The following is a 24,762-nucleotide window of genomic DNA, read 5'->3' on the forward strand; positions in this document are numbered from 1 at the left end:
GCAGGAAAATCGAATTGAGGCATCTCCGCTATTTCGTTGCGGTGGCTGAGGAACTGCATTTCGGTCGCGCGGCTGCCCGGCTCAACATTGTCCAGCCGGCGCTGACGGCGCAGATCAAGGCGCTGGAAGCCATTCTGGGCGTTGAACTGCTCGCCCGATCGAAGCGGCATGTCGAACTGACCGAAGCGGGCAGGGAGTTCTTGAAGGAGAGCCATTCCGCCATCGCGCAGGTGGAGGCTGCTGTCGATACGGCGGTCGATATCGGGCGCGGCGCTGCCGGGTCGATCCGTATCGGCTACGGCGCCAATGCGGCGATCACCGGCATGATCTCCACGTCGATCCGCCGCTTCAGGGCGGAGTGGCCGGGGGTAAGCCTCAGCCTTAAGGAAATGCCGAGCAACAGCGTGCAGGACGCACTGATCGCAGGCGAGGTGGATATCGGCTATGCGGTCGCAACCGATGTTCGCATCACGGGGGCCAATTCCAAGCGGATCGGCCAGTGGCATTGGATGTTGGCGCTGGCTGATGACCATCCTCTCTCCGGCCAGGGCGCCATCAGTGTCGCGCAGGTCCTGACGGAGAGTTTTGCGGTCTACGCGGAGGCTGACGGGCGCTCCACCACGGTCGGGGTCATGAGTTCGATACCGGATATGGCGCCGGGCCATATTCACCGGACAAGCCATGTAACCGGGCTCATGGCCTACGTCGCTTCGGGCCTCGGCATCTCCTTCGTCCCGGCTTCGATGAGCGTCATGAACTTTCCAGGCGTGGTCTTCAGGCCACTGACGGAAGCGCTGCCGCCGATGGAGATGTACATATTCTGGCGCAGCGATGCCAGCCCGGCGGCACGCAACTATGTGGGCTTGCTGGAGGCCACCTGAGTATCACGGCGGGGCTTGCTGCTGCTGACGAGTCTTGAGCGCGATCATCCCGGTCGATGCCGGCGCTACGGCGCGCAGCGTCGGCATGCCGTTTCCGAAGCGGCGGGCCTGGCCGGCCAGCTCCGATACGATCACCGATCTACTTGAGTATGCCCGACGTGGTCATGGTCAGGATATCGATGAATAGCGGCTCGAACTGCTTGCCGACCTCGGCATCGCCGGCTTCCTTCGATACCAGCGCCCGGCTGCTGATCAGCAGGTGATCGCGCATGGCGTTGGCTGCGGCATCCGGATCCTTCTGGGCGATGGCGTCGAAAATGCGCACATGGTCGTCGATGATCTCTTCCATGCCGCGGGTAAAGCCGCCCGAGGTGCCGTCGGCAATCATTTGCTGGTCGAACAGATTGTCGAGGATGGCGCCGAGCCTGCGGCTGCCGGCCATCGCCGCGATCTGCTTGTGGAAACGCGCGTCCGGCTCGAGATGGGCGCGCGCATTGCTGCGTTCGAGCCGATAGGCTTCGGTCAATTCGTTCAGGTGCGTCTGCAGCTTCTTGATGGCCGCGGCTTCAGGCCGCCGGGCCGCGCGATGCGCTGCCGGGATCTCCAGGATGAAACGCAGCGAAAACAGTTCTTCCAGATCATGAACCGTGGTTTCGAGGATGCGGGCGCCGCGGTTGCGTTCGAAGCTCACCATGCCCTGTTCCTCGAGCTTCAACAGCGCTTCGCGCACCGGCGTGCGTGACACGTTCAGCCGTTCGGAAATGTCGTTGACCGAATGCAGGCTGCCGGGCGTCAACTCGCCGACGACGATGGCGTTGCGGACGACCTCATAGACGTGGGTCGCGAGGCTTTTACGACCGATATTGCCAAGTTCCATGATGTTCCTTCCCAGGGGCGGATAGCCCCGTCTGTAGAAGACAAACTTGCCTCTCAAAATCAAGGTGCCGGTGCTTGATGCCCTCCACGCGTAAAATTTGAAAGAACAGGCGTTGACTGCGTGGTGGAGTGTGACATGTTACATGCTACTAAGAATGGGGACGAAAGAAAAGTGCGTATTGCAGCGATCCAATGTGCGGTAAGCGAAGGCCAGACGGCGGCGAATGTGGCAGCGGCGGCCGATTGGATTGCCAAGGCTGCCGATCAAGACTGCCAGCTTGCGGTTCTGCCGGAATGCTCGCTGACGGGCTACGGCTTCGACAGCCGTGCGGCACTTGAACGGGTTGCCATTCGGCTCGATGGCCCCGAAGTGCAGGCGATCCTTGCCATATGCGCGGCCCGGCAGATCCATGCGATTGTCGGCTTCTTCGAGGCAAGGGACGGCAAGATCTTCAATTCGGCCGCGTTGATCGGCCCGAAGGGTATCGCCGGCGTGCATCGCAAGGCGCATCTGCCCTATCTCGGCGGTGACCGCTATGCCGATCGCCCTGAGGAGGTGTCGGCTTCCGCCTTCGCTACCGAGATCGGCGTCATCGGCATCTCGATCTGCTACGAGATCCGCTTTCCCGAGGCGATGCGGACCTTGGTGCTGAACGGGGCCGAAATCATCGCCCTGCCCACCAACTGGCCGGTGCAGTCGTCGATCCTGGCCGATCACTTCACCAGGGTGCGCGCGGCAGAAAATATGGTCTACTTCGTCGCCGCCAACCGCAATGACAGCGCCGCCGGAACGGATTATCTCGGCCATTCGCAGATCGTCGATCCGAAGGGTGTCGTGATGGCGCATCTCACGGGCGAGACCGGCCTCATTGCCGCCGATGTCGACCTCGAGATCGCCCGCAGCAAGAAGATCGTCTTCGAGGAGGGAAGGTTCGAGCTAAACCTCTTCGCCGACCGCCGCCCCGAAGCCTATCGGCTCTGAGCGGACGAGAGGGGCGCAATGTACGATTATTGTGTCATCGGAGCGGGCATTGTCGGACTGGCAACGGCGCCGGAAATCTCCCGCCTGAAGCCCGATGCCAAGATTGTCGTGCTCGACAAGGAGGCCGGCCCGGCGACGCATCAGACCGGCCACAACAGCGGCGTCATCCATAGCGGCCTTTACTACAAGCCGGGCAGCCTGAAGGCCAGGCTATGCCGCGAGGGTGCGATGGCGATGAAGGCCTTTTGTATCGAAAACGCTGTGCCCTATCGGGAGATCGGCAAGCTGATCGTGGCGACCAGTCCGGTCGAGGTCGAGCGGATGCAGGCGCTGCGCCGCAATGCTGCCGAAAACGGCATCGCAGCGCAGGAAATCGGCGCTGGCGAATTGCGCGAACTGGAGCCGAATATCGAAGGCCTGGCGGCGCTCCGGATCGGCGAAAGCGCCATCGTCAGCTACCGCCGCGTCTGCGAGGTGATGGTCGGTAAGCTGGCTACCGCTGGCGTCAGGATCGAATTTGGTTCCGCCGTGCGCGCCATCGTTGAGAGCGGTCGTGATGTCGCGATCGAAACCGGTAAGGGCAGAGTGACCTGCCGTTGGCTGATTGCCTGCGCGGGCCTACAGGCCGACCGGATCGCGGCCATAGCCGGAGTGGCGCTCGAGCATAGGATCGTACCGTTCCGCGGCGAGTATTTCGACGTTGTACGGCCGTACACCGCGACGCTGGTCAGTCACATGATTTATCCGGTGCCGGATCCGGCACTGCCCTTTCTTGGCATACACCTGACACCCATGATCGACGGCCGGCTGACGGTCGGCCCGAATGCGGTCTTGTCACTGGCGCGCGAATCCTATGCCGGCAACTGGCCAAGCCTGCACGACATGGCCGCCTACGCCTCCTTTCCCGGTTTCTGGAAGATGCTGCGCGCCAATTTGTCGTCGGGCATCCGGGAGGCGAGAAGCTCGCTGTTTCGCGGCCGCTACCTGCAGGAATGCCGCAAATATTGTCCGTCGCTGCAACTCGGCGACCTTAAACCCTATCCGCCGGGTATCCGGGCGCAGGCCGTGTCGCGCGACGGCGCGCTGGTGCATGATTTTCTATTCAAGCGGACATCGCGCAGCCTGCATGTCCTCAACGCCCCGTCGCCGGCGGCGACCTCGTCGATCCCGATCGGGCGCATGATCGCCGAAACGCTCGGCATTGCCGTCTCGAACCGTCATTGGAGTACCGGCATGAGCCTGCCATCGACCCCGCGACCTCACGTGCTCGTCACCGGCGCTAGCGGGCTGGTCGGTGGCGCCGTGGTCCGGCAATTGCGCGACCGGGGCCAGGCCCTGACCGCGATCGACAAGTTTGCCGGTGCAATCGCCGGTGTGCCGGTGATCGATTGCGACCTGCGCGACATTCATCGCCTGCATGCGATCGCCGGCGGCGCCCGTACAAACGCCATCGTCCATTGCGGCGGCTATTCCGGCCCGATGGTCGGCCGCGAGAATCCTTATGACATGATCGCCGTCAACGTTACCGGCACAGCCAACCTGCTGGAACTGGCGCGGGTCGGCGCTTACGGCCGCTTCGTCTATTGCTCGTCGATGAGCGTCTATGGATCGACTACGGCAGGACCGGTTGGCGAAATGTCGCCGCTGTCGCCCTCGACGGTCTATGGCGCCACCAAGCTCGCCGCCGAGCAGCTGGTGCTGGCCTATGCCCGCGAACACGGCGTCGATGCCGCGGCCCTCAGGCTGTCCTGGATCTATGGTCCCGATCGCAGCACCGCTTGTATTCTCAGGCGGATGATCGACGACTCGTTCGAGGCCAGACCGACGCGCCAGGATTGGGGTGCAGATTTTCCAAGACAATATATTCATGCCGACGATGCCGCCCGCGCCGTGCTGGCGGCGCTGGACACGCCGGCGCTCGAAAGCCGCCTCTACAACATCACCGGCGAGAGCCTCGTCACGCTCGGCGATGTTGCCGCGCTGGTGAGGGAGTTCCTGCCGGCCGCCGATATCGCCTTGGCGCCGGGCGCGGCGCCCGACGACGATTATCACCACCAGTTCGACACTACCGCCGCCCGCCGCGATCTGGGGTTCGTGCCGGAAATTCCGCTGCGCCGCGGCGTCGAGACCATGGTCGCCGAATTGCGCCGCCGCCGTGCCGAAAAGAATGTTCGCCCATGCTGACGCTATCCAAAGTCACCAAGACCTATAATGGCGAGCCTGCCCTTGACGGGATCGATCTCTCCTTGCCCGAGGACAGCTATGTCTCTCTGCTCGGCCCCTCGGGTTCGGGCAAGACGACGCTTCTGCGGGTGATCGCCGGCTTCGAGACGCCTGACGCCGGCACGATCCGTTTCGGCGGCAAGGTGATCAACGCCGTGTCGCCGCATGGGCGCGGCATCGGCTTCGTCTTCCAGAATTTCGCGCTGTTTCCGCATCTGTCGGTCGAGGAGAACATCGCCTTCGGCCTGCTCAATCGCAAGCACGAGGCGGTCACCGATCGCAAGGTGGTCGATGCCAGGGTCCGCGACATGATCGCGCTGGTCGGCCTGACCGGGCTCGAAGGCCGGGCGACGACGCAGATTTCCGGCGGCCAAAAGCAGCGCGTGGCTTTGGCTCGCACGCTGGTCACCGAGCCGAAGATGGTGTTGCTCGACGAGCCGCTCGGCGCGCTCGACGCCAATCTGCGTTCGCGCATGCGCTCCGAGCTTCGCGCCATCCGCGAGCGGTGCGGCGTCACCTTCCTGCATGTGACAGGCTCGGAAGCCGAGGCGCTGGCCATGGGCGACACCGTGCTGGTGCTCGACGCCAAGAAGATTGCCCAGCAGGGCTATGCCGACACGATCTACAATCGCCCAAATTCGCCGGCCGTGGCCCGCTTCCTCAATTGCTACAATCTGTTCGGCGGCAGGCTGAGCGACGGCGTGTTTTCCAGCGCCGCCGGCCCGCTGCCGGTCGGCAAGTTCTCCCTGCCCTCGGCGCAATCTGCCTATGCCATCCGCTACGACCGCATCGCCATCCGCCCGCGCGAGGCGGTGGCCGGCGCCGACGAGGTCCGCATCGAGGGCACGTTCGTCGCCTCGGAATATACGGGTGCGGCGGTCAATTCCTTCTTCCAGCTCGACGACGGCAAGGTGTTCGAGGTGGAGCAGCATCTGAGCCATTCCGCACCCGAAGCGTATCAGCCGCAGAGCCGCTACAGCCTGGCCTGGAAAAAGGAGGATGCGCTTGTTTACGGTTGATGAGCGTCATGAACGACTCCGCCCCAGCCCCCTGCCCACAAGGGAGAAGGGCGTAACGTACGGCATTCTCCATGCCTCCATTGAGCCGGGGAGCCGGCCGCGGGTTCTCTCTCCCTTGTGGGGGAACTGGCCGGGAGGCCAGAGGGGAGTTTTCCCTGGTCGCGCACCGCCACCCTTCCCATCGCCACCCGTCCTCCCAAGACGAAAGAGTTGAACTGATGGCCGCAATCACCGAAACTTCGAGCGAAACCTTGGTCACCCCGCGCGCCTCGCGCCGCGATCTCTGGCTGCTGGCGCCTGGTGCGCTGTGGATGTTGCTCTTCCTGGTCGCGCCCATCCTGATGATGGTCTATGTTTCCTTCTGGACCCAGACCACGTTCAAGATCGAGCCGACGCTGACGCTGAAGAGCTGGGTCACCTTCTTCACGTCGGATACCTATCTCGGCGCGTTGTGGACCACGGTGCGCATCTGGCTCATCGTGCTCGTTTCCACGTTGCTCGTCGGCTATCCGGCGGCACTCTTCGTCGGGCTGTTCGTCAAGAACAAGACGCTGTCGACCGCACTGCTCGTGCTCTGCGTCATTCCGTTCTGGACCTCCTTCCTCATCCGCGTGCTGGCCTGGCGGCCTATGCTCGGCAAGGAAGGCGCGATCAACATGATCCTCATGAAGATCGGCGTGATCACCCAGCCGATCGAGGTGCTGCTGTTCTCCGAACTCTCCGTCATCATCGGCATGACGCAGATCTACTGCGTCTTCATGGTCGGTCCCATCGCCTTCATGCTGGGCCGCATCGATCCCTCGGTCATCGAGGCCGCGCAGGATCTCGGCGCCGGCTTCTGGCGCATCTTCCGCACCATCATCCTGCCGCTCTCCATGCCGGGCGTGGTGGTGGGCGCGATCTTCGTCTCCGTCATGGTGCTCGGCGAGTTCGCGACATCCGCCGCGCTGTCCGGCCGCAAGGTGAACCTGCTCGGCAACATCATCGTCACCCAGGTCGGGTCGCTGAAATGGGCCTTCGCCGCCGTCGCCGGCGTGGTGCTGACGATCCTGATGGGCGCCGTCGTCGCCGCCCTGCTGCGCGTCGTCGATCTCAGGAAGGAGCTCTGACCATGAACGCTTCCGGCATCAAGTTCGGCCTCGGCGTCTATACCGCGCTGTTCATCGTGTTCCTGTACGGCCCGCTCGCGGTGCTTGCCATCCTGTCGTTCCAGACGGGACCGGAGGGCGGCCCGCAGTTCCCGATCATCGAATGGTCGACCTACTGGTACAAGCACCTCTTCGGCCTGGCCCCGCCCTCGCGCATCGCCCCGCTGCCTATCGATCAGGCGCTGTTCCGTTCGCTGGCGCTCGCCGTCATGACCATGATCGTCTCCACCGTGCTCGGCGTCACCGCCGCCCAGGCGTTCCGCAGGAAGTTCCGCGGCTCGGGTGTGATCTTCTATCTCATCGTGCTCGGCATGATGGTTCCGGGCGTGCTCGTCGGCCTCGGCATGGCGCTGGTCGCCAACACGCTCGGCATCGACCGCCACTGGTGGGGCACGGCCTTCGTGCTGCATGTGGTCTACACGTTCCCCTTCGCCTTCCTCGTCATGCTGGCGATCTTCAACCGCTTCGATCCGAGTGTGGAAGAGGCTGCGTGGTCGCTCGGCGTTCCTCCGGCCCGGACCTTCCGCAAGATCACCTTCCCGCTGATCTTTCCCGGCGTGCTGTCGGCCATGCTGTTTGCCTTCACGCTGTCCTATGACGAGTTCTCGCGCACCCTGTTCGCCTCGGGCCGCGACCTGACGCTGCCGCTCGCCATCTACGGCACCTTCTCCGTGGAAGTGCATCCGAACGTCTTCGCCTTCGGTGTGCTGACCACGCTGTTCTCCTTCGCGCTGCTCGGCACCTATGCCGTGCTGATGGGCATGTCCGTGCGCCGCGCCAAGCGCATGGCCATCCAGGAGGAGGCATAACCGAAACAACCGGATATCACCGAAGGGGTGATGCAAGAGGCCCGGCTCGTGGCCTTCAGAACCGGTGGGGAACCGCCATCGACGAGCGATAATGGAGCAACAATGCTCCGGGGAACCTGAAAACTGGAGAACTTGAGATGAAAGACACATCTGATGTCACGCGGCGTTCGCTGCTGAAAACCTCCGCCGGCGCCATGGCGCTCGCCCTGGGCGGCGGCACGCCCTTCCTGTCGTCGCGCGCTGCCTGGGCACAGGGCGCTGACCTCGCCAACCAGCAGCTGCGCACCATCGGCCTGTCGGTGACGGTGCAGGAGCGCATCATCGAGGATTTCAAGAAAGCCTCAGGCGTCGGCATCGCCACCGGCACCGCCTCGACCCATCCCGATGCCCAGACAAAGATTTTGTCGGGCTCGACCGACTACGATTGCTGGGAGACCAATGGCGAGCGTCTGCCGGCCGTGGTCATGACCAACAATGTCGCGCCGATCCCGACCTCGGCGCTTAAGAACTGGTCGTCCATCCGCGACACCTTCACCAGGCTCGACCCCAACCTGCCGCGCGAATCCCAGATCGTCGGCCAGATTTGGGCCGATGAAGCCCAGACGCAGCTGAACATGGTGCCAGCCGTCTATAACTACGACTCGATCGGCTACAATCCCGACATCGTCTCCGACGAGGAAGCCAACAGCTGGACGGCGCTGTTCGACCCGAAATGGAAGGGCAAGTCCGGCCTCAACACCGATCCGCTCACCGCTTTCGGCCAGGCCATCATGGCCATGAACACGCTTGGTCTCTCGGATGTGAAAAAGCCGGCCAACCCTACGCCGGCCGAAATCGACGAGGCGGTCAAGTTCCTGATCTCCAAGAAGAAAGAGGGTCAGTTTCGCGCGCTGTGGGGCGACTTCGGCGAACTGGTCAACATGCTGGCCTCGGGCGAGATGGTGGTCTGCGACGCTTGGCAGCCAGCCGTAATGGCCGTCAAGGCGCAAGGGCGCCGCTGCAAATATGCCGTACCGAAGGAAGGTTATCGCGGCTGGGCCATCGGCCCGGTTCTGCTCGCCAATAGCCCCAACAAGGAAGCGGTCTATGCCTACGCCGATTACTGGCTGTCCGGCCCTCCCGGCATCGCCGTTTCCGAACAAGGCTACTATTCGCCCTCGACCAAGATCAAGGATGTGATGTCACCAGAGAAATATGCCTTCTGGTATGAGGGTAAGCCCTGGGTCGGCGCCGAAGAACGCGGCATCAAGGAAGGCGACCTGCGCGATGGCGGTTCGCTGGAAGAGCGCGCCAAGAACGTCGCCTACTGGCACCAGTGGCCGGATGAATACGACCATCTGGTCCAGAAGTGGGATGAATTCCTGAACGCATAACATTTTGGGTTCCCCCTCGTACAGACGTTCGGGCCTTCTTCTCCCCGCAGGGCAGAAGAAGGCCGCCAAGCGCTGCGGAGACAGGGCGAAGGGGGCCCACTCTAACGCCAATACTGGAGCAAACCACGATGACCCCGGACCTCGAACTGGTCGATGTCGGCAAGGTCTATGACAACGGCACCATGGCCGTCGACGCCTTCAACCTGACCGTCACCAAGGGCGAGTTCATCGCGTTTCTTGGCCCCTCGGGCTGCGGCAAGACCACCACTCTCAGGATGATCGCCGGTTTCGAGGACATTTCCTCCGGCGACATGATGATCAAGGGCGTGCGCATGAACGATGTGCCGCCGCAACGCCGGCCGACCTCGATGATCTTCCAGAGTTACGCGCTGTTCCCGCATATGACCGTGCGCGGCAATATCGGCTACGGCCTGGAGGTCAAGGGCCTCACAAAGCCCGAACGCGACGCCAAGGTCGATCGCATCCTCGCCACGCTCGGACTCGAGGATATCGCCAACCGCAATACCGACAAGCTCTCCGGCGGCCAGCGTCAGCGCATCGCGCTGGCCCGTGGCCTGGTGGTCGAACCCGATATCCTTCTGCTGGACGAGCCGCTCGGGGCGCTCGACGCTAATCTGCGCAAGGCGATCCAGAACGAGCTCAAGCTCTTGCAGAAGACGCTGGGCGTGACCTTCGTCTTCGTCACCCACGCGCAATCCGAGGCGCTGGCGCTGTCGGACAGGATCGTCGTGATGAACCAGGGTCGGGTCGAACAGATCAGCCCGCCGCACCAGCTTTATACCCGCCCCAACACGCCTTTCGTGGCCCATTTCATCGGCCGCAACACGATTTTCCAGGGCGAGGTTAAGGGCACGGACGGCAAGACGGCTACGATCACGACGCCGGCCGGTATCCTGTCGGGCAGGGCGAATGCGCCGATGGCAGAAAAGAGCAATGTCAATCTGGTCATTCCCGCCGAGGCGATCGAACTGCATGCGGCCCAGACTGCCCAGCGTGAGCGGATTTCCGCCGATTTCGGCGGCAACCTCATCGACGCCAAAATCACGCGCTTCGATATCGTCGGCCATGTCTCGCAGATCAGCGCAGCCCTGCCGGACGGCCGCAGCGTGGCGCTGGAGGCTCATATCGACAAATACCGTCCCGATGCCTTCCCGCCCGGCACCGGCATCATCCTGTCCTGGAAACCGGCGGAAGCAACGGTCATTCCCGCGCATTGACCGGCGGCGCCCGAAACGACAAGCTCAAGAGCAACCAAGGAGAACAGCCATGTGCAACGCCTGTTACGTCGATGAAGCGACCAAGAACAAGATCATCGCCTACAATGCCGAATTCCACAAATGCACCAAGAGCCCCTATGGCAAGGATGACGAGATCGGCATGTTGCATATGATCGATGCCCAGTCGCGCTCGTCGATCATCAGTTGCACCGATGCCAGCAAGGTGTTCGATCTCTCCGTCGATCATTTCATCGGCATGCCGGGCTGGTTCGGCGCTGGCGACCAGCCCTATCAGATCTGGATGACGCATACGCCGCAGGGCGAGATCGTCGCCAACACCATGAATGCGTCGCCGGAGGCCAACCAACTGGTCGCCTATTCCGGCGATGCGATCTCGATGTATACCCATTGCGGCACCCACATCGATACGTTCAACCACTTTGGCTACGATGGCGAGATCTTCAACGGTTTTACCGCCAAGGACCATCTCGGCAGCCGCGTCTGGCAGAAATGCGGCCCGGAAAAGCATCCGCCGATCCTTGCCCGCGGCGTGCTGCTCGACGTCGCCGCCATGCATGGCGTCGACACGCTGCCGGCCAGCCATGCGATCGGTAAGGCCGATATCGAGGCCTGCCTGAAGAAGCAGGGCACAGTGCTGAAACCCGGCGACGTCGTGCTGCTGCGCACCGGCCAGATGCTGCTGTGGCCGGATATGTCTTTCACCAAGAACACGCCGGGCCTGAACCGCGAGGGCGCGGAATATCTTGCCAAGCATGGCGCGATCATGATCGGCGCCGACAATCTGACGCTGGAACAGACGCCGTCGGCGCACGACCTCAATTTCTTCCCTGTCCATACCTATCTGCTGGCCGAAGCCGGCGTGCCGATCCTGGAAATGGCGCAGCTGGAAGAAATCGCCGCGGAAAAGCTTTATGAGTTCGCCTTTTTCGGCGCCTGCATCAAGCTGCGCGGCGCCACTGGCGCGCCGATGCGCCCCGTCGTGATGCCGTTGAATTGACCCCTCATTCGCCCACCTGCCTGCCGCGCTCCCGTGAGCGCGGCAGCGTCGGATGCCGCGCCATGAACATGATCGGCACCCAAGCTTCCGACCCGTCGCCGCAACTCGATCTGGCGCGGCTGATGCGACGTCTGGCCGAAAGAGGTTTTTGCGGCAACATCGATGCCGACCGGGCGTCCCGCGACGCCCCATCGACTGACAACAGCGGCTATCAGATCACCCCGGATGTCATCATCGCGCCGCGGGATGCCGAGGATCTGCGCTGCGTCACGCGGGTGCTCGACGACGCAGGCCTTAACGTATCTCGAGTTTTGAGTTTGCGCCTATGCTGTCGCGGCGGATGAACCGACTTGGGATTACGACGCGCAATTCCCGTTTGTCATCCGCGTTCTCCATTCGCGCAATCAGGTATTCCGTGGCGGTCTCGCCAAGCGCCTCTATCGGCTGCTCGATCGTCGAGAGGGAGGGCGCGCAATATTCGCAGACAGGCGAACCGTCGAACGACACCAAGGCGGTCGGAGCGGGGCATATCCATGTGCTCAGTTCCACGAGAACCAGGTGGTAAAGATCACCGCTCTCACAGAACGCCAACTGTACATTTATAAAGAGGGGAACTATGCAATCAGCCATTACAGTAGAAGACGGTATCCGGGCCGCCGGTGTCGGCCGTTTTCAAAAACGTCTATTCGTCATTTTCGGCCTCGTCTGGGCGGCCGATGCCATGCAGGTTCTGGCGATCGGCTTCAGCGCGCCATCGATTGCCAAAAGTTTCGGCGTCGCGGTCCCGGAGGCCTTGCAGACCGGCACGTTATTCTTCTTCGGAATGCTGATCGGCGCGTTTGTTTTCGGCCGCCTGGCGGACCGGATCGGCCGCCGGCCCGTCCTGTTCATCGCGATCATTCTCGACGCGATCTGCGGCGTGGCATCCGCCTTCGCGCCGGACTTCCAATGGCTTCTTGTCGCGCGCTTTCTGACCGGCCTTGGCGTCGGCGGAACGCTTCCGGTCGATTATGCCATGATGGCGGAATTCCTTCCCTCCGACCGGCGCGGCCGCTGGCTCGTGCTGCTTGAAGGCTTTTGGGCCGTCGGTACGGTGGCGCTCGCCCTTCTCGCCCTCCTGGCAGGCACGCAGGGTGGCGAAGCTTGGAGGACGATCTTCTTCGTGACCGGACTTCCTGCCCTGATCGGCGTCGTCTTGCGCTTTTACGTTCCGGAATCGCCGCTCTACCTCAATCAGCAGGGGCGTTCCGATCAGGCGCGTCAGGTCTTGCAGGAAGTTGCCAAGGCAAACGGCAATAATGTGGAAATTCCGCCGCTGAAGCCGCAGACACCCCAAAAGAAGAGTATCGGTGCGCTTTTCTCAACCGATCTACGTCGCCGCACCGTCTTCCTGATGCTGGCCTGGATGCTGATTTCGGTCTCCTATTACGGCGTCTTCGTCTATCTGCCCGTCAAGCTCGCGGCCGACGGCTTCGGCTTCGTCCGCGGTCAGGTCTTCCTGGTCATTCTGGCTATCGCCCAGCTACCCGGTTACGCGCTTGCCGCCTATGGTGTAGAGAAATGGGGCCGCAAGCCCACGCTGATCGGGTTCCTTCTGCTCAGTGCAGTCGGCACTCTCGCCTATGGCCTGGGGCAGACGGCGGAGATCATCGTCGCGGCAACCCTGCTGCTCAGCTTTGCACTTCTCGGAACCTGGGGCGCGATCTATGCCTTCACGCCGGAGATCTACCCGACCACGCTTCGCGCCAGCGGCATGGGCATGGCCGGATCGGTTGCCCGGTTTGGCGGCCTGCTGGCCCCTTCGATCGTGGCCCCTCTGATGACCTCGAATTTCGGCCTTGCGCTTGGGGTGATTTCAGGATTGCTGGTTGTGGCCGCCGTCAGCGTTTGGCTCATCAATGCGGAATCGAAAGATCAGGTGCTCGAATAGGCCCATGATCTATCGCCACGGAGTTTGACGCTGCGTGGCGAATTCCGACGTTGCGCGCGAAGCGCCCAACATGAACGAAATTCGCGCATAGATGGTGTTGCGATTTGCGGCGTTTTGCACGAAGACGAATGAGATATCAATATGGGTGCCACCATGGCTGATGACAAAGACGAGCACGAGCAGGCGGCGGGCTTTACCAGGTTAGTGAGCAGGTCGGGCACCTGCTGCGCAAGGCTTATCAGCGGCACCTTTCCATCTTCCAGAGCAACGCAAGCGATCCTGACCTGACATCGGTCCAGTTCGTAACCCTGTGTGCCCTGCATGATCTCGGTCCCAGTTCGCAGTTGAACTCGTCAAGGCCACCTCCGTCGATCAGGCCATCATCCGGGGTATCGTCGAGCGCCTGAAGGCCCGCGGCCTCGTTGACCTCTCCAGAGACGAGGTCGATGGGCGAAAAGTGATTATCTCACTGTTGCCGAAGGGGGGAAGTTATCCTCCAACAGATGTACCCGCGAGGACATATCATTAGTGAACAGACTATAGGCGACTGAACCCCGCAGAATGGGTCGCGCTCCTGTTCCTTTTGCGGAAAATCGCTGAGGACGACGATCCAAAAGTCTGACCGGCGAATTTATGTCCAAAAGAAAAATGGACGCAGTCGGATTCCGCCGTCTACGGGAAGCCTTTCGTCAAACGACACAAGAATGATGCGGCTGACGCGGAGGCGATCGTCGAGGCAGCGGCCCGACGTCGATGCGCTTCGTCGTTCCGACGACTGGATCCCACGAGACATGATCCATGGATGGTGTCGGCGGCCAAAGGCGTGGATTTCATCATTATCCCGTTCTTCGTGGACTATCGCAATCAAGGGATCACGAACTGCGCGCCAGATCCACTTCTCAGTGAAAATGAAAAAACCTCGTTCATTCGGCGCGCATCATCGCCACTGGACAATATAGTAGATAATGTCCACTATTGTTCTCGGCGCATGACGCGTCGGCCAACGCGAACAAAGTTACAAAAAAACAAGGGGAACTTATGTCGCATCCAACCACGTCAGCCGACGTGGTGCTGTCCGTTCGCAATCTCACGGTGGATCTTCCGCCGGGAATGGAACGCACCCACGCGGTCAAAGATATCTCGTTCGACCTCCATGCAGGTGAAATCCTGTGCATCATCGGTGAATCCGGATCCGGCAAATCCGTCACCGCCAGCACGATCATGGGGCTGTTGTCACCGGTGATAAAAGTCAGCTCCGGCGAAATCCATTTCAAGGGAATGGATATACTCGCAGCCAGGGAAGACAAAATCCGGCTTCTGCGGGGCCAGGCGGTCTCGATCATTTTCCAGGACCCGCTTTCAGCCCTCAATCCGTTGATGACAATTGGCGACCAGATCGCCGAAGTACTGCAAGCGCATGGCTATGGCACGCGGGAAACCCGCAAAACCAAGGTGCTGGAACTGCTTGAGGAAGTGGGTCTTCCCGATCCGCCGCTGATGCGGCTGCAATATCCCTTCCGTCTGTCTGGCGGGCAACGCCAGCGCGTCATGATCGCCATGGCATTGGCGCTCGATCCCGACGTCCTCATCGCCGACGAGCCGACGACGGCCCTCGACGTGACCACGCAGGCGCAGATCCTTGACCTCATCCGCAAGATACAGAAGCGGAAGAACATGAGCGTCATGTTTATCACCCACGATTTTGGCGTGGTTGCGGAGATTGCGGATCGCGTCGTGGTGATGGAAAAGGGAAATCTCGTGGAGCAGGGAAGGGTGGATCAGGTGCTGGTCAATCCAACTCATCCTTATACCCAGCGGCTGGTTGCCGCGGTTCCGCGAATGCGCAGTGCAGAACGTCCGGTCAGTGAGGAATCCCCCATCGTTCTCGAGGTTGAAAATCTCGAAAAGGAATATCGCAGTTCCGGCTCGTTTTTCCGCAAAGCGCGCATCGTCAAAGCCGTTAACGGCGTAAGCTTCAAGCTCCGCAAGGGCCAGACACTCGGCATCGTCGGTGAAAGTGGGTCGGGCAAGTCCTCGCTCGGACGTGTCCTGCTCAAATTGCTGAACGCTGATGGCGGCTCCATACACTTCGACGGCCGCGATATCGCCGTGATGGACGAAACCATGTTTCGATCGTTGCGACCCTATATTCAGATGGTCTTTCAGGATCCGTTCGCTTCGCTCAATCCGCGCCACACTATCGGCAGGATCTTAACGGTAGGCCCCGTTGCTCACGGAATAGCCCTACATGAGGCGAGAACCAAGGCGCTCGGAATTCTTAAACTCGTGGGGCTGGATGAGCAGGCCTATGACCGTTTCCCGCATGAATTTTCCGGCGGCCAGCGTCAGCGCGTGGGCATTGCGCGTGCCCTGATGTTCGATCCGGTCGTGCTTGTTGCCGACGAAGCGGTGTCTGCTCTCGACGTTTCCATACAGGCTCAGGTGCTGGAGCTTCTGGCGCGCGTTCAACAGGAAATGAAGGTGGCGATGATCTTCATTACCCATGACCTGCGCGTCGCAAGCCAGATTTGCGACGATGTGCTGGTCATGCACAAGGGAACGGTTGTCGAGCATGGGCCGCCGACGAAAATCTTCCGGTCGCCGGCCCACCCCTACACGCGCAAACTCGTCGCGGCGATCCCGGGCGCGGACTGGGAGCCTGCGGCAACTGCCGTCGGCACTTAAGATCACAGTCTGACGAGCCGGATCGGTTTGTCAGACTCTCGCATAACGCGACATCAAAAACCGATTGTATCGCCGGATGATCCCAGACATTCGGCGGCGTAACTTTTTTGCATTTAAGTATCTGATATGAATAATAAAAACGAGATTCTGGAGGTAAAAACTAGTTGCGTTTGTCCACTAATTACTCTTTCATTCAGTCACGAAACTGACATACGACATGGCCGAAAACCTGCATTGCGGCACGCCGGAAACGCGTGTGCGCCAACGCTGATCCTTGACCATGCGAACGGGAACTCCATGTCCAAACCAACTGAAAATCCGCCGACATCGCCGACTGATATCAATCTCGATGTGCTTGAAGACACGCTGAGCTTTTACATCCGCACGATCAACCTAGCGGTCTCGCGTGATCTCGATGCCCGGCTGGACGGGCTGGATGTGGCGAAGGGAACGGGAAAGATCACGACCCTGCTGCTCGTTGATGACTATCCGGGCATCCGTCCGTCGGTGATAGCCCATCTGACGATGCGGGACCGCTCGGCAATGGGCAGGATTATCGACCAGATGGTGTCGCATGATCTGATCCGCCGGGAGGTGTCGCCGGACGACAGCCGCGCCCAGGAGCTTTACATCACAGAAGCCGGCTCGGCACTTGCAACGAAAGTTCGCGAGATCGTGCCGCAGCAATCGCGCGATTTCTTCAGCTTCATTCCAGAAGATGAGCAGAAACAGGTCATCGACATCCTGCGTCGCGCCTATCGGCATATTGTGGGGCTTGCATGATGGCGCAGACGACAGGACGCGTGGCACTCATATCAGGGGCAAACAGGGGTATAGGCGATCATGTCGCCGCTACGCTTCTTGGCGAAGGATGGTCGGTATCGCTCGGCATGCGCAGCCCATCGCTGCCGCAATGGGCCATCGGCCATGAAGCACAGGTCCATCTTGCCCACTATGACGCTTTTGACGCGACTGCCGAAAAGCGTTGGGCGGACGACGCCTTGCAGCGTTTCGATCGTATCGATGCCGTCGTCGCCAATGCCGGCATCATGATCCCGAAGACGGTAATCGAAGCGGATGACGATGACATTGACGCCATGCTTGCGGTCAACGTCAAGGCGCCGAGACGGCTGGTGAAGGCCGCCTGGGAAGCGTTGCGCGAAAGTGGCCGTGGCCGGGTCATCATCCTCGCTTCTCTATCCGGCAAGCGGGTGAAGTCCGCATCGGCCGGCAGCTATTCTCTCTCCAAATTCGCGGCGGTTGCGCTTGCGCATGCCATCCGGCAGGCGGGCTTCGAAAGCGGCGTGCGTGCCACCGCGGTATGCCCCGGTTTCGTCGCCACGGATATGGCGATGGCCCTGTCCGAACGACCGGCAGATCAAATGACCCAGCCTGCCGATCTCGCCCGCATCATTGCCATGCTGCTCTCCCTACCGAACGAGGCTTCTGTCGCCGAATTCGCCGTCAATTGCCAGCTCGAGGAGTTTTTCTGACATGCCCGGTCCTTATGTCGTTCCCGTCCATGGCGATGCGGAATTGCCGAAAGAAGTCGATGTCGTTGTAATTGGCGGTGGCATTATCGGCACCTCGACCGCGCTCGAACTTGCCGATCAGGGGCTGCGTGTCGCGCTGTGCGAAAAGGGCGGTATCGGTCACGAACAATCCAGCCGAAACTGGGGCTGGGTGCGTATTTCCCGTCGTGACCCGCGCGAAGTGCCTTTGATGGCGGAATCGCTGCGCATCTGGGCGGATCTCAATCGCCGCACGGGGCGAGAAACCGGGTTCAAGCGTTCCGGCATCGTCTTCACCTGTGCAAACGAACAGGAATTTTCCGAGCACGAACGCTGGAACCGCAACCTGGAAGGTTACCAGATTGAGAGCCGCATGCTGAGTGCTGCGGAATTCAAGGCGAAATATCCTGACTCTAACATGGATGTTGCCGGTGCGCTCTATACCGCCGGCGATTGCCGGGCCGAGCCCCAGCGCGCCGCCCCTGCCATCGCCGAAGCTGCGCGCGACCGTGGCGCCTTCATCCTGACCGAATGTGCGGTGCGCGGCCTCCAGCTTTCCGGTGGCAAGGTCTCGGGTGTCGTGACGGAGCGCGGCGAAATCGCCTGCAAAGCGGCGGTAATGGCGGGTGGGGCCTGGTCCAGCCTCTTCCTCGGTAATAACGGCCTCGACCTGCCGCAGCTCAAGGTCATGAATTCCGTGCTGCGCACCAAACCGCTGGAGGGTGGCCCGGATGAGGCAATCTGGTCAAACGGTTTTGCCGTCCGCAAACGTCAGGACGGTGGTTATACAATCGCGAACGGCTTCCAGAACGTCGTCGATATCGTGCCGGCATCCTTCCGTTACGCGCTGAAGTTCCTGCCGGCCCTGCGACATGAATGGCGCTCGCTTAACTTGCGCCTAACAGGCCGCTTTTATGATGAATGGCGCATCCCGCGCCGCTGGGCGCTCGATGAGGCTTCACCCTTCGAATATAACCGCGTGCTCGACCCCGTTCCGGTCATGGACATGACGGATGGAGCCTTTGCCAAGTTGAAGAAAGCCTTCCCGGTCTTCGAAAAGGCTGAAATTTCCCAGCGCTGGGCGGGCATGATTGATGTAACGCCAGACGCCATTCCGGTGATCGACAATATCGACGCCATCCCGGGCTTCCATGTCGCAACCGGCTTTTCCGGACATGGCTTTGGCATCGGTCCGGCGGCGGGAAAACTCATGGCGGATATCGTCACCGGCCGCGATCCGATTGTCGATCGTAGCGATTTCCGTTTCGGCCGCTTCAGCGACGGTTCGAAGATCGAGCTGGTCAGCGGCTTCTGACATGGCAAGTCCGGCGGCCTCGTGCCGCCGATCCTTTTGACGCATGAGGCAGTCAACTGCTGACGGGAGTAGTACCGCCCAAAGAGGTGGAAGCAAAAATAATCGTCGTGTTCAACCATCGGAACAAGGGGAACTAAAAATGTCCGACCAGAACAAGCCGCTTATCAATACGACTCGCCGCCAGGCACTCGGCCTTTTGGCGCTCGGCGCCTCCGGCGTCGTGCTTTCCGGCCTTCCTGGCTTTTCCCGCGCCATGGCGCAGGACAAGGACGCCAAGGGCCAACTGACGGTCGGCTTCTCGCAGGAGCCAACCGTCTTCAACCCGCATATGCCACATATCGAAGTGGATGAAGGTATCCATTTCAGCATCTTCGACCCGCTGTTTTATGTCGATGAGAAGGGCGCCTTCGTCGCGGCTCTTGCCGCTGAAGTGCCGACGGTCGAAAACGGCGGCATTTCCGCCGATGGCCTCAATTGGAAGGTCAAGCTGCGCGACGGCGTGAAGTGGCACGATGGCAAGCCGTTCACCGCCGAAGACGTGAAATTCACGCTGGAACTCCTGGTCGATCCCAACTTCCGTTCATGGCGCAAGACCGGACATGAGTTCGTGCGTGATCTGACGGTGGTTTCGCCGACGGAAATCACCTGGAGAATGGAAAAACCCTTCGCGCCTTATCCGTCGATCCTCGCCTCCACCTTCATCACGCCGAAGCATCTTCTCGGCGCGGAAGCCGACCGCAATACCGCCGCCTATAACAACGCACCGATTGGAACAGGCCCGTTCAAGTGGAAGGAGCGGGTTGCAGGCGACTACATCCTTCTCGACGCCAACACGGAGTACTTCGGTGATGGTCCGCACATCGAGCGCCTGGTCTACAAGTATGTGCCCGACCTCAACGTCATGTACACCCAGTTCAAGACCGGCGACATTGACGTCGTGGGTCTGCAATGGATCACGCCCGACCATTACGACGAGGCGAAGGACCTTGCCGGCAAGGTGGTCAATGTTGTGCCGGGCTCGACGATCGAATCGCTCTCGTTCAACATGGAGCGCCCGCAGTTCAAGGATGCGGCCGTAAGAGAGGCGCTCTATGCAGCGATCGACAAACAGTCGATCATCGAGGCGCTCTATTACGGGCTGCCGACACCCACCGAAAGCTACGTTCCGCAGCAATCTTTCTATTATAATCCCGATCTTCCCAAGCATGAATATTCCATCGAGAAAGCGAACAAGCTGCTCGATGATGCGGGCTGGGTTCCCGGCGCGGATGGTGTGCGCGCCAAAGATGGCGTGAAACTCGCCTTCACCTGCTCAACGACGGCTGGCAATCATATCCGCGAGCAGGTTCAGCAATACATGCAGCAATCCTTCAAGGATATCGGCGTGGAGATGACCATTTCCAACCTGCCGCCCGCTGTGATGTGGGGTGACTACTGGATGCTGTCGAAGTTCGATTCGGTTATCGTCGGGCTCGACTTCCTGACCGGCCCTGACCCCGATACTTCGGACTTCTTCCGCTCCACCTCAAGTGGTGCAAAAGGCGGCTCGGGCCAGAATACGTGGCAATTCGTCAACAAGGATGTCGATGATCTTCTGGCCAAGGGCGGCAGCCTCTTTGTGCCGGAGGAGCGCAAGGCCGTTTACCTGAAGATCCAGGAGATCATGCGTAAGGAGCTGCCGCTTTTGCCGTTGTTCCAATATGCAACGGTGCGTGGTCACAAGCAGGGCGTCGAAAACGTGACGCCAAACGTCAACACCCGCATCGATACGTGGAACGTCGCCACCTGGCGCGTGGCATAAAGCCCGCGGCGAAGGCCCCTCCTCCCAATCGACGCGACAGTGCCGGCTTTGAAACAGCCGGCACTCTGACGGCTATTCGTGGATGGTTGCCAGCCAGTTCCACGATGCGACATGGAGCCTCATCATGCTGACCTTTCTTCTCCATCGGATATGGCAGAGCCTCGTGCTTCTGCTGCTCGTCTCGATCATCGGTTTCGCGATCCTTAATCTCGCGCCCGGCGGGCCATTGTCGCAATTTGCCCTGACGCCCGGCATGACGCGGGAGGCGCTCGACCGTATTGCCCACCAGATGGGCCTCGATCGGCCCCTGCCGGTCCAATATCTCGAATGGGCCTGGCGTCTGCTACAAGGCGACTGGGGGAAATCTTACCGCGACCAGCGACCGGTTCTCGACATCATCTCAGGTCATTTGTTCGCGACGCTTCTGCTGATGGTCTCATCAACGGTCATATCCATCCTCGTCGGCACCTGGCTCGGCATCAAGGGGGCTACCAGACGCTATACGCTGTTCGATTACACCGCCACGATCGGGGCGATGGTGGCCCTGTCCATTCCCACCTTCTGGTTCGGGCTGGTGGCCATCTATGTTTTCGCGCTCAGGCTGAAATGGCTGCCAGCGGGCAACATGTACACGATCGGTGATCAGTCTTTTTATGATTATGCAATTCACCTGATCATGCCGAGCCTCGTGCTCGCCTCGTCAACATCGCCGTCTGGAGCCGCTATATGCGGACCGCGACGCTTGATGTCATCAATCAGGATTTCGTGCGCACCGCCCGCGCCAAGGGGCTGACGCCGCGTCGGGTTCTGATGAAACACGTCGTCGGCAATGCGCTTTTGCCGATGATCACCCTTGCCGGTCTCCAGCTTCCGACGATCCTCGGCGGCGCGCTCGTCACGGAGACCGTCTTTACCTGGCCCGGCATGGGCCGCCTGTTCCTCGATAGCCTCGGTTATCACGACTATCCCGTTGTGATGGGACTGCTGATGTTTTCCGCCATCCTCGTGCTCCTCGGAAGCTTGCTCGCCGACCTCCTGGTCGCTCTCGTCGATCCCCGTATCCGGCTGGGGTAGGGCCAGGTCGACGAAATGCCGCACCCAATCGAAGGAAAGACCATGTCCGCTGCAACACTCCATCCCTCATCGACTACACCGCGGTTCCACTGGTGGCAGAACCGCACGCTGCGCCGTTTCGCCCGCCACAAGCTGGCCGTGCTCGGCCTCATCATGATCACCGTCATGATTTTCGCCTGCACGATCGGGCCCTATATTCTGCCCTATGATGAACTGTTCATCGATCTGCGCGCCCGCTTTGCTCCGCCAATGACCGGCGCCCATATTTTCGGCACCGATCCGCTCGGACGCGATATAGCTGCACGCCTGTTCAATGCCGGTCGCATCTCGCTGCTTGTCGGCTTCTTCGCCATGGTTCTCTCGACGTTGATCGGCACCATCATCGGCGTTGTTGCCGGTTATTACGGCGGCCGCATCGGCGCCGTATTGATGCGCTTCGTCGATGCGTTTCTGTCGTTTCCCAGCATCTTCCTGCTTCTGGCGCTCGCTGCTTTCGTCAAACCGAGCCCGTTCATGATTACGGTGATCATCGCCGTCACCAGTTGGATGGAGATTGCCCGGCTTGTTGAAGCGGAAGTGCGGTCCTTGCGTGAGCGTGATTTCGTCATGGCAGCCCGCATGCTCGGCCTGCCCAATGGCTGGATCATGTTCCGGGAACTGCTGCCAAACGCCGTTGGCCCCATCATCGTCGCCGCCACGCTCACGGTTGCGCGCGCCATCCTTCTGGAAGCTTATATCAGCTTCCTCGGTTATGGCATCCAGCCGCCTCTGCCAAGCTGGGGCAACATGCTGAACGGAGCACAGCAATATCTCGACAAGGCTCCCTGGCTCGCCATCGTGCCGGGCGTCGCCATCACCCTTGCCGTCACCAGCTTCAATTTCATCGGCGACGGGCTTCGTGATGCGCTCGATGCGCGCAGCGATCTCAGCTGAAGGCGTTGGCGGATGGTCTCGTTCTCACCCTTTGACGTGACGCTGTGGTATGCGACCGCCGCTTCAGCGCCGCATACCGAGCCTCTTTCCGGCCGCGTCCAGGCGGATGTCTGCATCGTCGGCGCAGGCTATACAGGCCTGACAACCGCTTTGGAGCTGGCGAAAGCCGGCGTGAATGTCGTGCTGCTGGAGCGGCAGGAAATCGGCTTCGGCGGGTCCGGTCGCAATGCGGGGCATTGCACGCCCACCTTTACTCATTACAGCCTGCACGAGTTGCGCAGGATGCTGGGTGAACCCTTCGCGGAGCGGCTTATAGAACGGCAAACGCGGGCGAATGAGCGCGTCTCGCGCATGATCCGCGACTACCAGATCGACTGCGAATGGGTGCAGAACGGCTATGTGATGGGCGCGCCGCATGAGGGCGCGATGGATGAGATCAGGCGCAAGGTCGAGACCTATAATGCGGTGGGCGCAAAAACCCGGCTGCTCTGCCGTGACGAGGTGGCGGCGGTCACAGGCAGTCCGCGTTTTCACGGCGGCTGGCTGCATGAAGAGGCCGGCCATCTCAATCCACTCGGCTACGCCCGCGGTCTCGGCCGTGCCGTCATTCAGGAGCGCGGGAAGATATTCACCGGCACGACAGTCACAGGTTGCGAGCGCGACATTGGTAGCGGTTGGAAGGTGACGACGGATCGCGGAGAAGTGGTCGCATCGAAAGTGATCTTTACCACCGGTGCCTATACGGTGGGCGGCTGGCCCAAGCTCGACCGCACCTTCAAGATTCAGCGCGTATTCGTTGCTGCCACGCAAATCCTGTCCGAAGAGACGCGCCGGACCGTCCTGCCGCATAACACGACCATTCATGATGGTCGCGGTGACATCTATGTCTACAAATACAATGCCGAAGGCCGGATCGTCGCGTCGATGTCTCCCATGGGACGCCGCGGCCGCGACATGGCCTATACGCGGCAGGTCATGAGCGACAGGCTCAAATGGCTGCATCCCGAGCTTCGGGAGGAGATCCGCTGGGACTATTTCTGGTTCGGTGAACTCGACATGCAATATCGCACCGTTCCGCGATTTTACGATCTCGCCCCGGGCGTCGTTGCTTTGACCGGCCTTTCGGGCCGCGGTGTGCCGACCGGCTCCATGCTCGGTTCAATTCTCTCGGAATGGGCGCTCGGCAAGCCGGAAAACGAACTTGCCCTTAAGCTGGAGCCACTGAAAGCAGCGCCCTTCTATATGGGTTTCGCACCGAAAATGATGCTGCGCTACTACCGGCTGCGCGACAACATCTCCACAAAACTGGCTGGAGCGGAACTGCCACCCCATGCCTGAACCAGCGCGGCCCTCCTGATTTTTACGATCTTCCCTGTGTCATGGTGACCGGCTTACATCCAGGTTGAATGCCTCGGGGGACATGGATGGCTGAGACCGGCCTTGCCCGGAACAGTATCAATAGCTGACCTCGGTCAGTCGATAATGACGTTCTTGCCTTCTTGCATTAACCGCGCGATACCATTTTTCATCTCCCGGATCTGTTCCGCCGAATGGCCCTGCCAGTTCACGACCTCTCCGATAATCCGCAACGGGTCCCGTGATCGGTATGAAAGCGTCGGATTGCCCGCAAATCTCTTGTCCGTCACATTCGGATCGTCGAACCACGCAGCCGTGGGCTCGACCACATAGATACGTTCGCGCCCTTCACCCGCGGCCAACTCGGCGCCCCATATCGCTGCATCCATGGTGCCTGCGAAATATACCCACGACAACGGCGTGCCGGCGAAATTGGATTGGTAACCGACGGTGATCATGTCGCCGGGCCGGAGATCTGCACGGGTCCCGTGAAAGAATGATTGTGAAAACACAGTCACAGCTGCCGACATTGCTTTGTTCCCTTCGCGCGCGGTTCTAATAAATGGACCGACGTAACCCATGTGAGAGGA

General features: G+C 60.8%; 21 protein-coding genes and 2 pseudogenes. 20 read left to right on the forward strand and 3 right to left on the reverse strand.

Annotated features, from left to right (window positions below; genetic code table 11):
* Positions 1 to 14 precede the first annotated feature (14 nt).
* The gene (locus tag K6301_RS23170; protein WP_247221186.1) at positions 15 to 881 is read left to right on the forward strand and encodes a LysR substrate-binding domain-containing protein; all 867 of its coding nucleotides are present in this window, start codon (positions 15 to 17) and stop codon (positions 879 to 881) included.
* A 139-nt stretch (positions 882 to 1,020) separates the two neighbouring features.
* On the opposite strand, the gene K6301_RS23175 is transcribed toward K6301_RS23170, so the two are convergent.
* Positions 1,021 to 1,758: a GntR family transcriptional regulator gene (locus tag K6301_RS23175; RefSeq protein WP_247221187.1), complete on the reverse strand. Its 738-nt coding sequence runs from the start codon at positions 1,756 to 1,758 to the stop codon at positions 1,021 to 1,023.
* A 171-nt stretch (positions 1,759 to 1,929) separates the two neighbouring features.
* On the opposite strand from K6301_RS23175, the gene K6301_RS23180 reads away from it, so the two are divergent.
* From K6301_RS23180 to K6301_RS23225, 9 genes are all read left to right on the forward strand, one after another.
* Positions 1,930 to 2,739 carry a carbon-nitrogen hydrolase family protein gene (locus K6301_RS23180; RefSeq protein WP_247221188.1) on the forward strand — a complete coding sequence of 270 codons (810 nt, stop codon included), beginning with the start codon at positions 1,930 to 1,932 and terminating at the stop codon, positions 2,737 to 2,739.
* An 18-nt stretch (positions 2,740 to 2,757) separates the two neighbouring features.
* Positions 2,758 to 4,923 carry an L-2-hydroxyglutarate oxidase gene (lhgO, locus tag K6301_RS25080; protein WP_343298952.1) on the forward strand — a complete coding sequence of 722 codons (2,166 nt, stop codon included), beginning with the start codon at positions 2,758 to 2,760 and terminating at the stop codon, positions 4,921 to 4,923.
* The gene (locus K6301_RS23195; RefSeq protein WP_247221189.1) at positions 4,917 to 5,981 is read left to right on the forward strand and encodes an ABC transporter ATP-binding protein; all 1,065 of its coding nucleotides are present in this window, start codon (positions 4,917 to 4,919) and stop codon (positions 5,979 to 5,981) included. The genes lhgO and K6301_RS23195 overlap by 7 nt, the downstream gene beginning before the upstream one ends.
* Before the next feature lie 218 nt (positions 5,982 to 6,199).
* Positions 6,200 to 7,090: an ABC transporter permease gene (locus K6301_RS23200; protein WP_247221190.1), complete on the forward strand. Its 891-nt coding sequence runs from the start codon at positions 6,200 to 6,202 to the stop codon at positions 7,088 to 7,090.
* Positions 7,091 to 7,092: 2 nt separating this feature from the next.
* Positions 7,093 to 7,938, forward strand: coding sequence for an ABC transporter permease (locus K6301_RS23205; protein ID WP_247220941.1), 846 nt, complete (start codon positions 7,093 to 7,095; stop codon positions 7,936 to 7,938).
* A 137-nt stretch (positions 7,939 to 8,075) separates the two neighbouring features.
* Positions 8,076 to 9,311 carry an ABC transporter substrate-binding protein gene (locus tag K6301_RS23210; protein WP_247221191.1) on the forward strand — a complete coding sequence of 412 codons (1,236 nt, stop codon included), beginning with the start codon at positions 8,076 to 8,078 and terminating at the stop codon, positions 9,309 to 9,311.
* Positions 9,312 to 9,439: 128 nt separating this feature from the next.
* Positions 9,440 to 10,549, forward strand: coding sequence for an ABC transporter ATP-binding protein (locus tag K6301_RS23215; protein WP_247221192.1), 1,110 nt, complete (start codon positions 9,440 to 9,442; stop codon positions 10,547 to 10,549).
* A 49-nt stretch (positions 10,550 to 10,598) separates the two neighbouring features.
* The gene (locus tag K6301_RS23220; RefSeq protein ID WP_247221193.1) at positions 10,599 to 11,567 is read left to right on the forward strand and encodes a cyclase family protein; all 969 of its coding nucleotides are present in this window, start codon (positions 10,599 to 10,601) and stop codon (positions 11,565 to 11,567) included.
* Positions 11,568 to 11,629: 62 nt separating this feature from the next.
* On the forward strand, positions 11,630 to 11,911 hold the full coding sequence (locus K6301_RS23225) for a hypothetical protein (protein WP_247221194.1): 282 nt from the start codon (positions 11,630 to 11,632) through the stop codon (positions 11,909 to 11,911).
* Here the strand turns inward: K6301_RS23225 and K6301_RS23230 are convergent.
* Positions 11,862 to 12,197: a substrate-binding domain-containing protein gene (locus tag K6301_RS23230; protein ID WP_247221195.1), complete on the reverse strand. Its 336-nt coding sequence runs from the start codon at positions 12,195 to 12,197 to the stop codon at positions 11,862 to 11,864. The two genes, K6301_RS23225 and K6301_RS23230, sit on opposite strands and share 50 nt — an antisense overlap.
* Here K6301_RS23230 and K6301_RS23235 point away from each other — a divergent pair.
* The 10 genes and pseudogenes from K6301_RS23235 (at position 12,184) to K6301_RS23280 (ending at position 24,154) form a co-directional block, all read left to right on the forward strand.
* Positions 12,184 to 13,497 carry an MFS transporter gene (locus K6301_RS23235; RefSeq protein ID WP_247221196.1) on the forward strand — a complete coding sequence of 438 codons (1,314 nt, stop codon included), beginning with the start codon at positions 12,184 to 12,186 and terminating at the stop codon, positions 13,495 to 13,497. The two genes, K6301_RS23230 and K6301_RS23235, sit on opposite strands and share 14 nt — an antisense overlap.
* Before the next feature lie 221 nt (positions 13,498 to 13,718).
* Positions 13,719 to 14,119 (forward strand): annotated as a pseudogene (locus tag K6301_RS23240) (MarR family winged helix-turn-helix transcriptional regulator).
* Between the two features lie 416 nt (positions 14,120 to 14,535).
* Positions 14,536 to 16,182 carry an ABC transporter ATP-binding protein gene (locus K6301_RS23245; protein ID WP_247221197.1) on the forward strand — a complete coding sequence of 549 codons (1,647 nt, stop codon included), beginning with the start codon at positions 14,536 to 14,538 and terminating at the stop codon, positions 16,180 to 16,182.
* Between the two features lie 297 nt (positions 16,183 to 16,479).
* The gene (locus K6301_RS23250; protein WP_134650214.1) at positions 16,480 to 16,965 is read left to right on the forward strand and encodes a MarR family winged helix-turn-helix transcriptional regulator; all 486 of its coding nucleotides are present in this window, start codon (positions 16,480 to 16,482) and stop codon (positions 16,963 to 16,965) included.
* A complete protein-coding gene (locus K6301_RS23255) occupies positions 16,965 to 17,675 on the forward strand; it encodes an SDR family NAD(P)-dependent oxidoreductase (protein ID WP_247221198.1) in 711 nt (236 codons plus the stop codon). The genes K6301_RS23250 and K6301_RS23255 overlap by 1 nt, the downstream gene beginning before the upstream one ends.
* A gap of 1 nt (position 17,676) precedes the next feature.
* Positions 17,677 to 19,008, forward strand: coding sequence for an NAD(P)/FAD-dependent oxidoreductase (locus K6301_RS23260; RefSeq protein WP_247221199.1), 1,332 nt, complete (start codon positions 17,677 to 17,679; stop codon positions 19,006 to 19,008).
* A 139-nt stretch (positions 19,009 to 19,147) separates the two neighbouring features.
* Positions 19,148 to 20,809, forward strand: a complete 1,662-nt coding sequence (locus K6301_RS23265; protein ID WP_247221200.1) for a peptide ABC transporter substrate-binding protein — start codon at positions 19,148 to 19,150, stop codon at positions 20,807 to 20,809.
* Positions 20,810 to 20,933: 124 nt separating this feature from the next.
* Positions 20,934 to 21,883 (forward strand): annotated as a pseudogene (locus K6301_RS23270) (ABC transporter permease).
* Between the two features lie 42 nt (positions 21,884 to 21,925).
* Positions 21,926 to 22,816: an ABC transporter permease gene (locus K6301_RS23275; protein WP_247221201.1), complete on the forward strand. Its 891-nt coding sequence runs from the start codon at positions 21,926 to 21,928 to the stop codon at positions 22,814 to 22,816.
* A gap of 12 nt (positions 22,817 to 22,828) precedes the next feature.
* Positions 22,829 to 24,154: an NAD(P)/FAD-dependent oxidoreductase gene (locus K6301_RS23280; protein ID WP_247221202.1), complete on the forward strand. Its 1,326-nt coding sequence runs from the start codon at positions 22,829 to 22,831 to the stop codon at positions 24,152 to 24,154.
* 134 nt (positions 24,155 to 24,288) lie between these two features.
* Here the strand turns inward: K6301_RS23280 and arr are convergent, their stop codons facing one another.
* Positions 24,289 to 24,702: an NAD(+)--rifampin ADP-ribosyltransferase gene (gene arr, locus K6301_RS23285; protein WP_247222499.1), complete on the reverse strand. Its 414-nt coding sequence runs from the start codon at positions 24,700 to 24,702 to the stop codon at positions 24,289 to 24,291.
* Between the last annotated feature and the right edge of the window lie 60 nt (positions 24,703 to 24,762).

This window comes from Shinella oryzae (assembly GCF_023038235.1).
Classification (GTDB): domain Bacteria; phylum Pseudomonadota; class Alphaproteobacteria; order Rhizobiales; family Rhizobiaceae; genus Shinella; species Shinella sumterensis.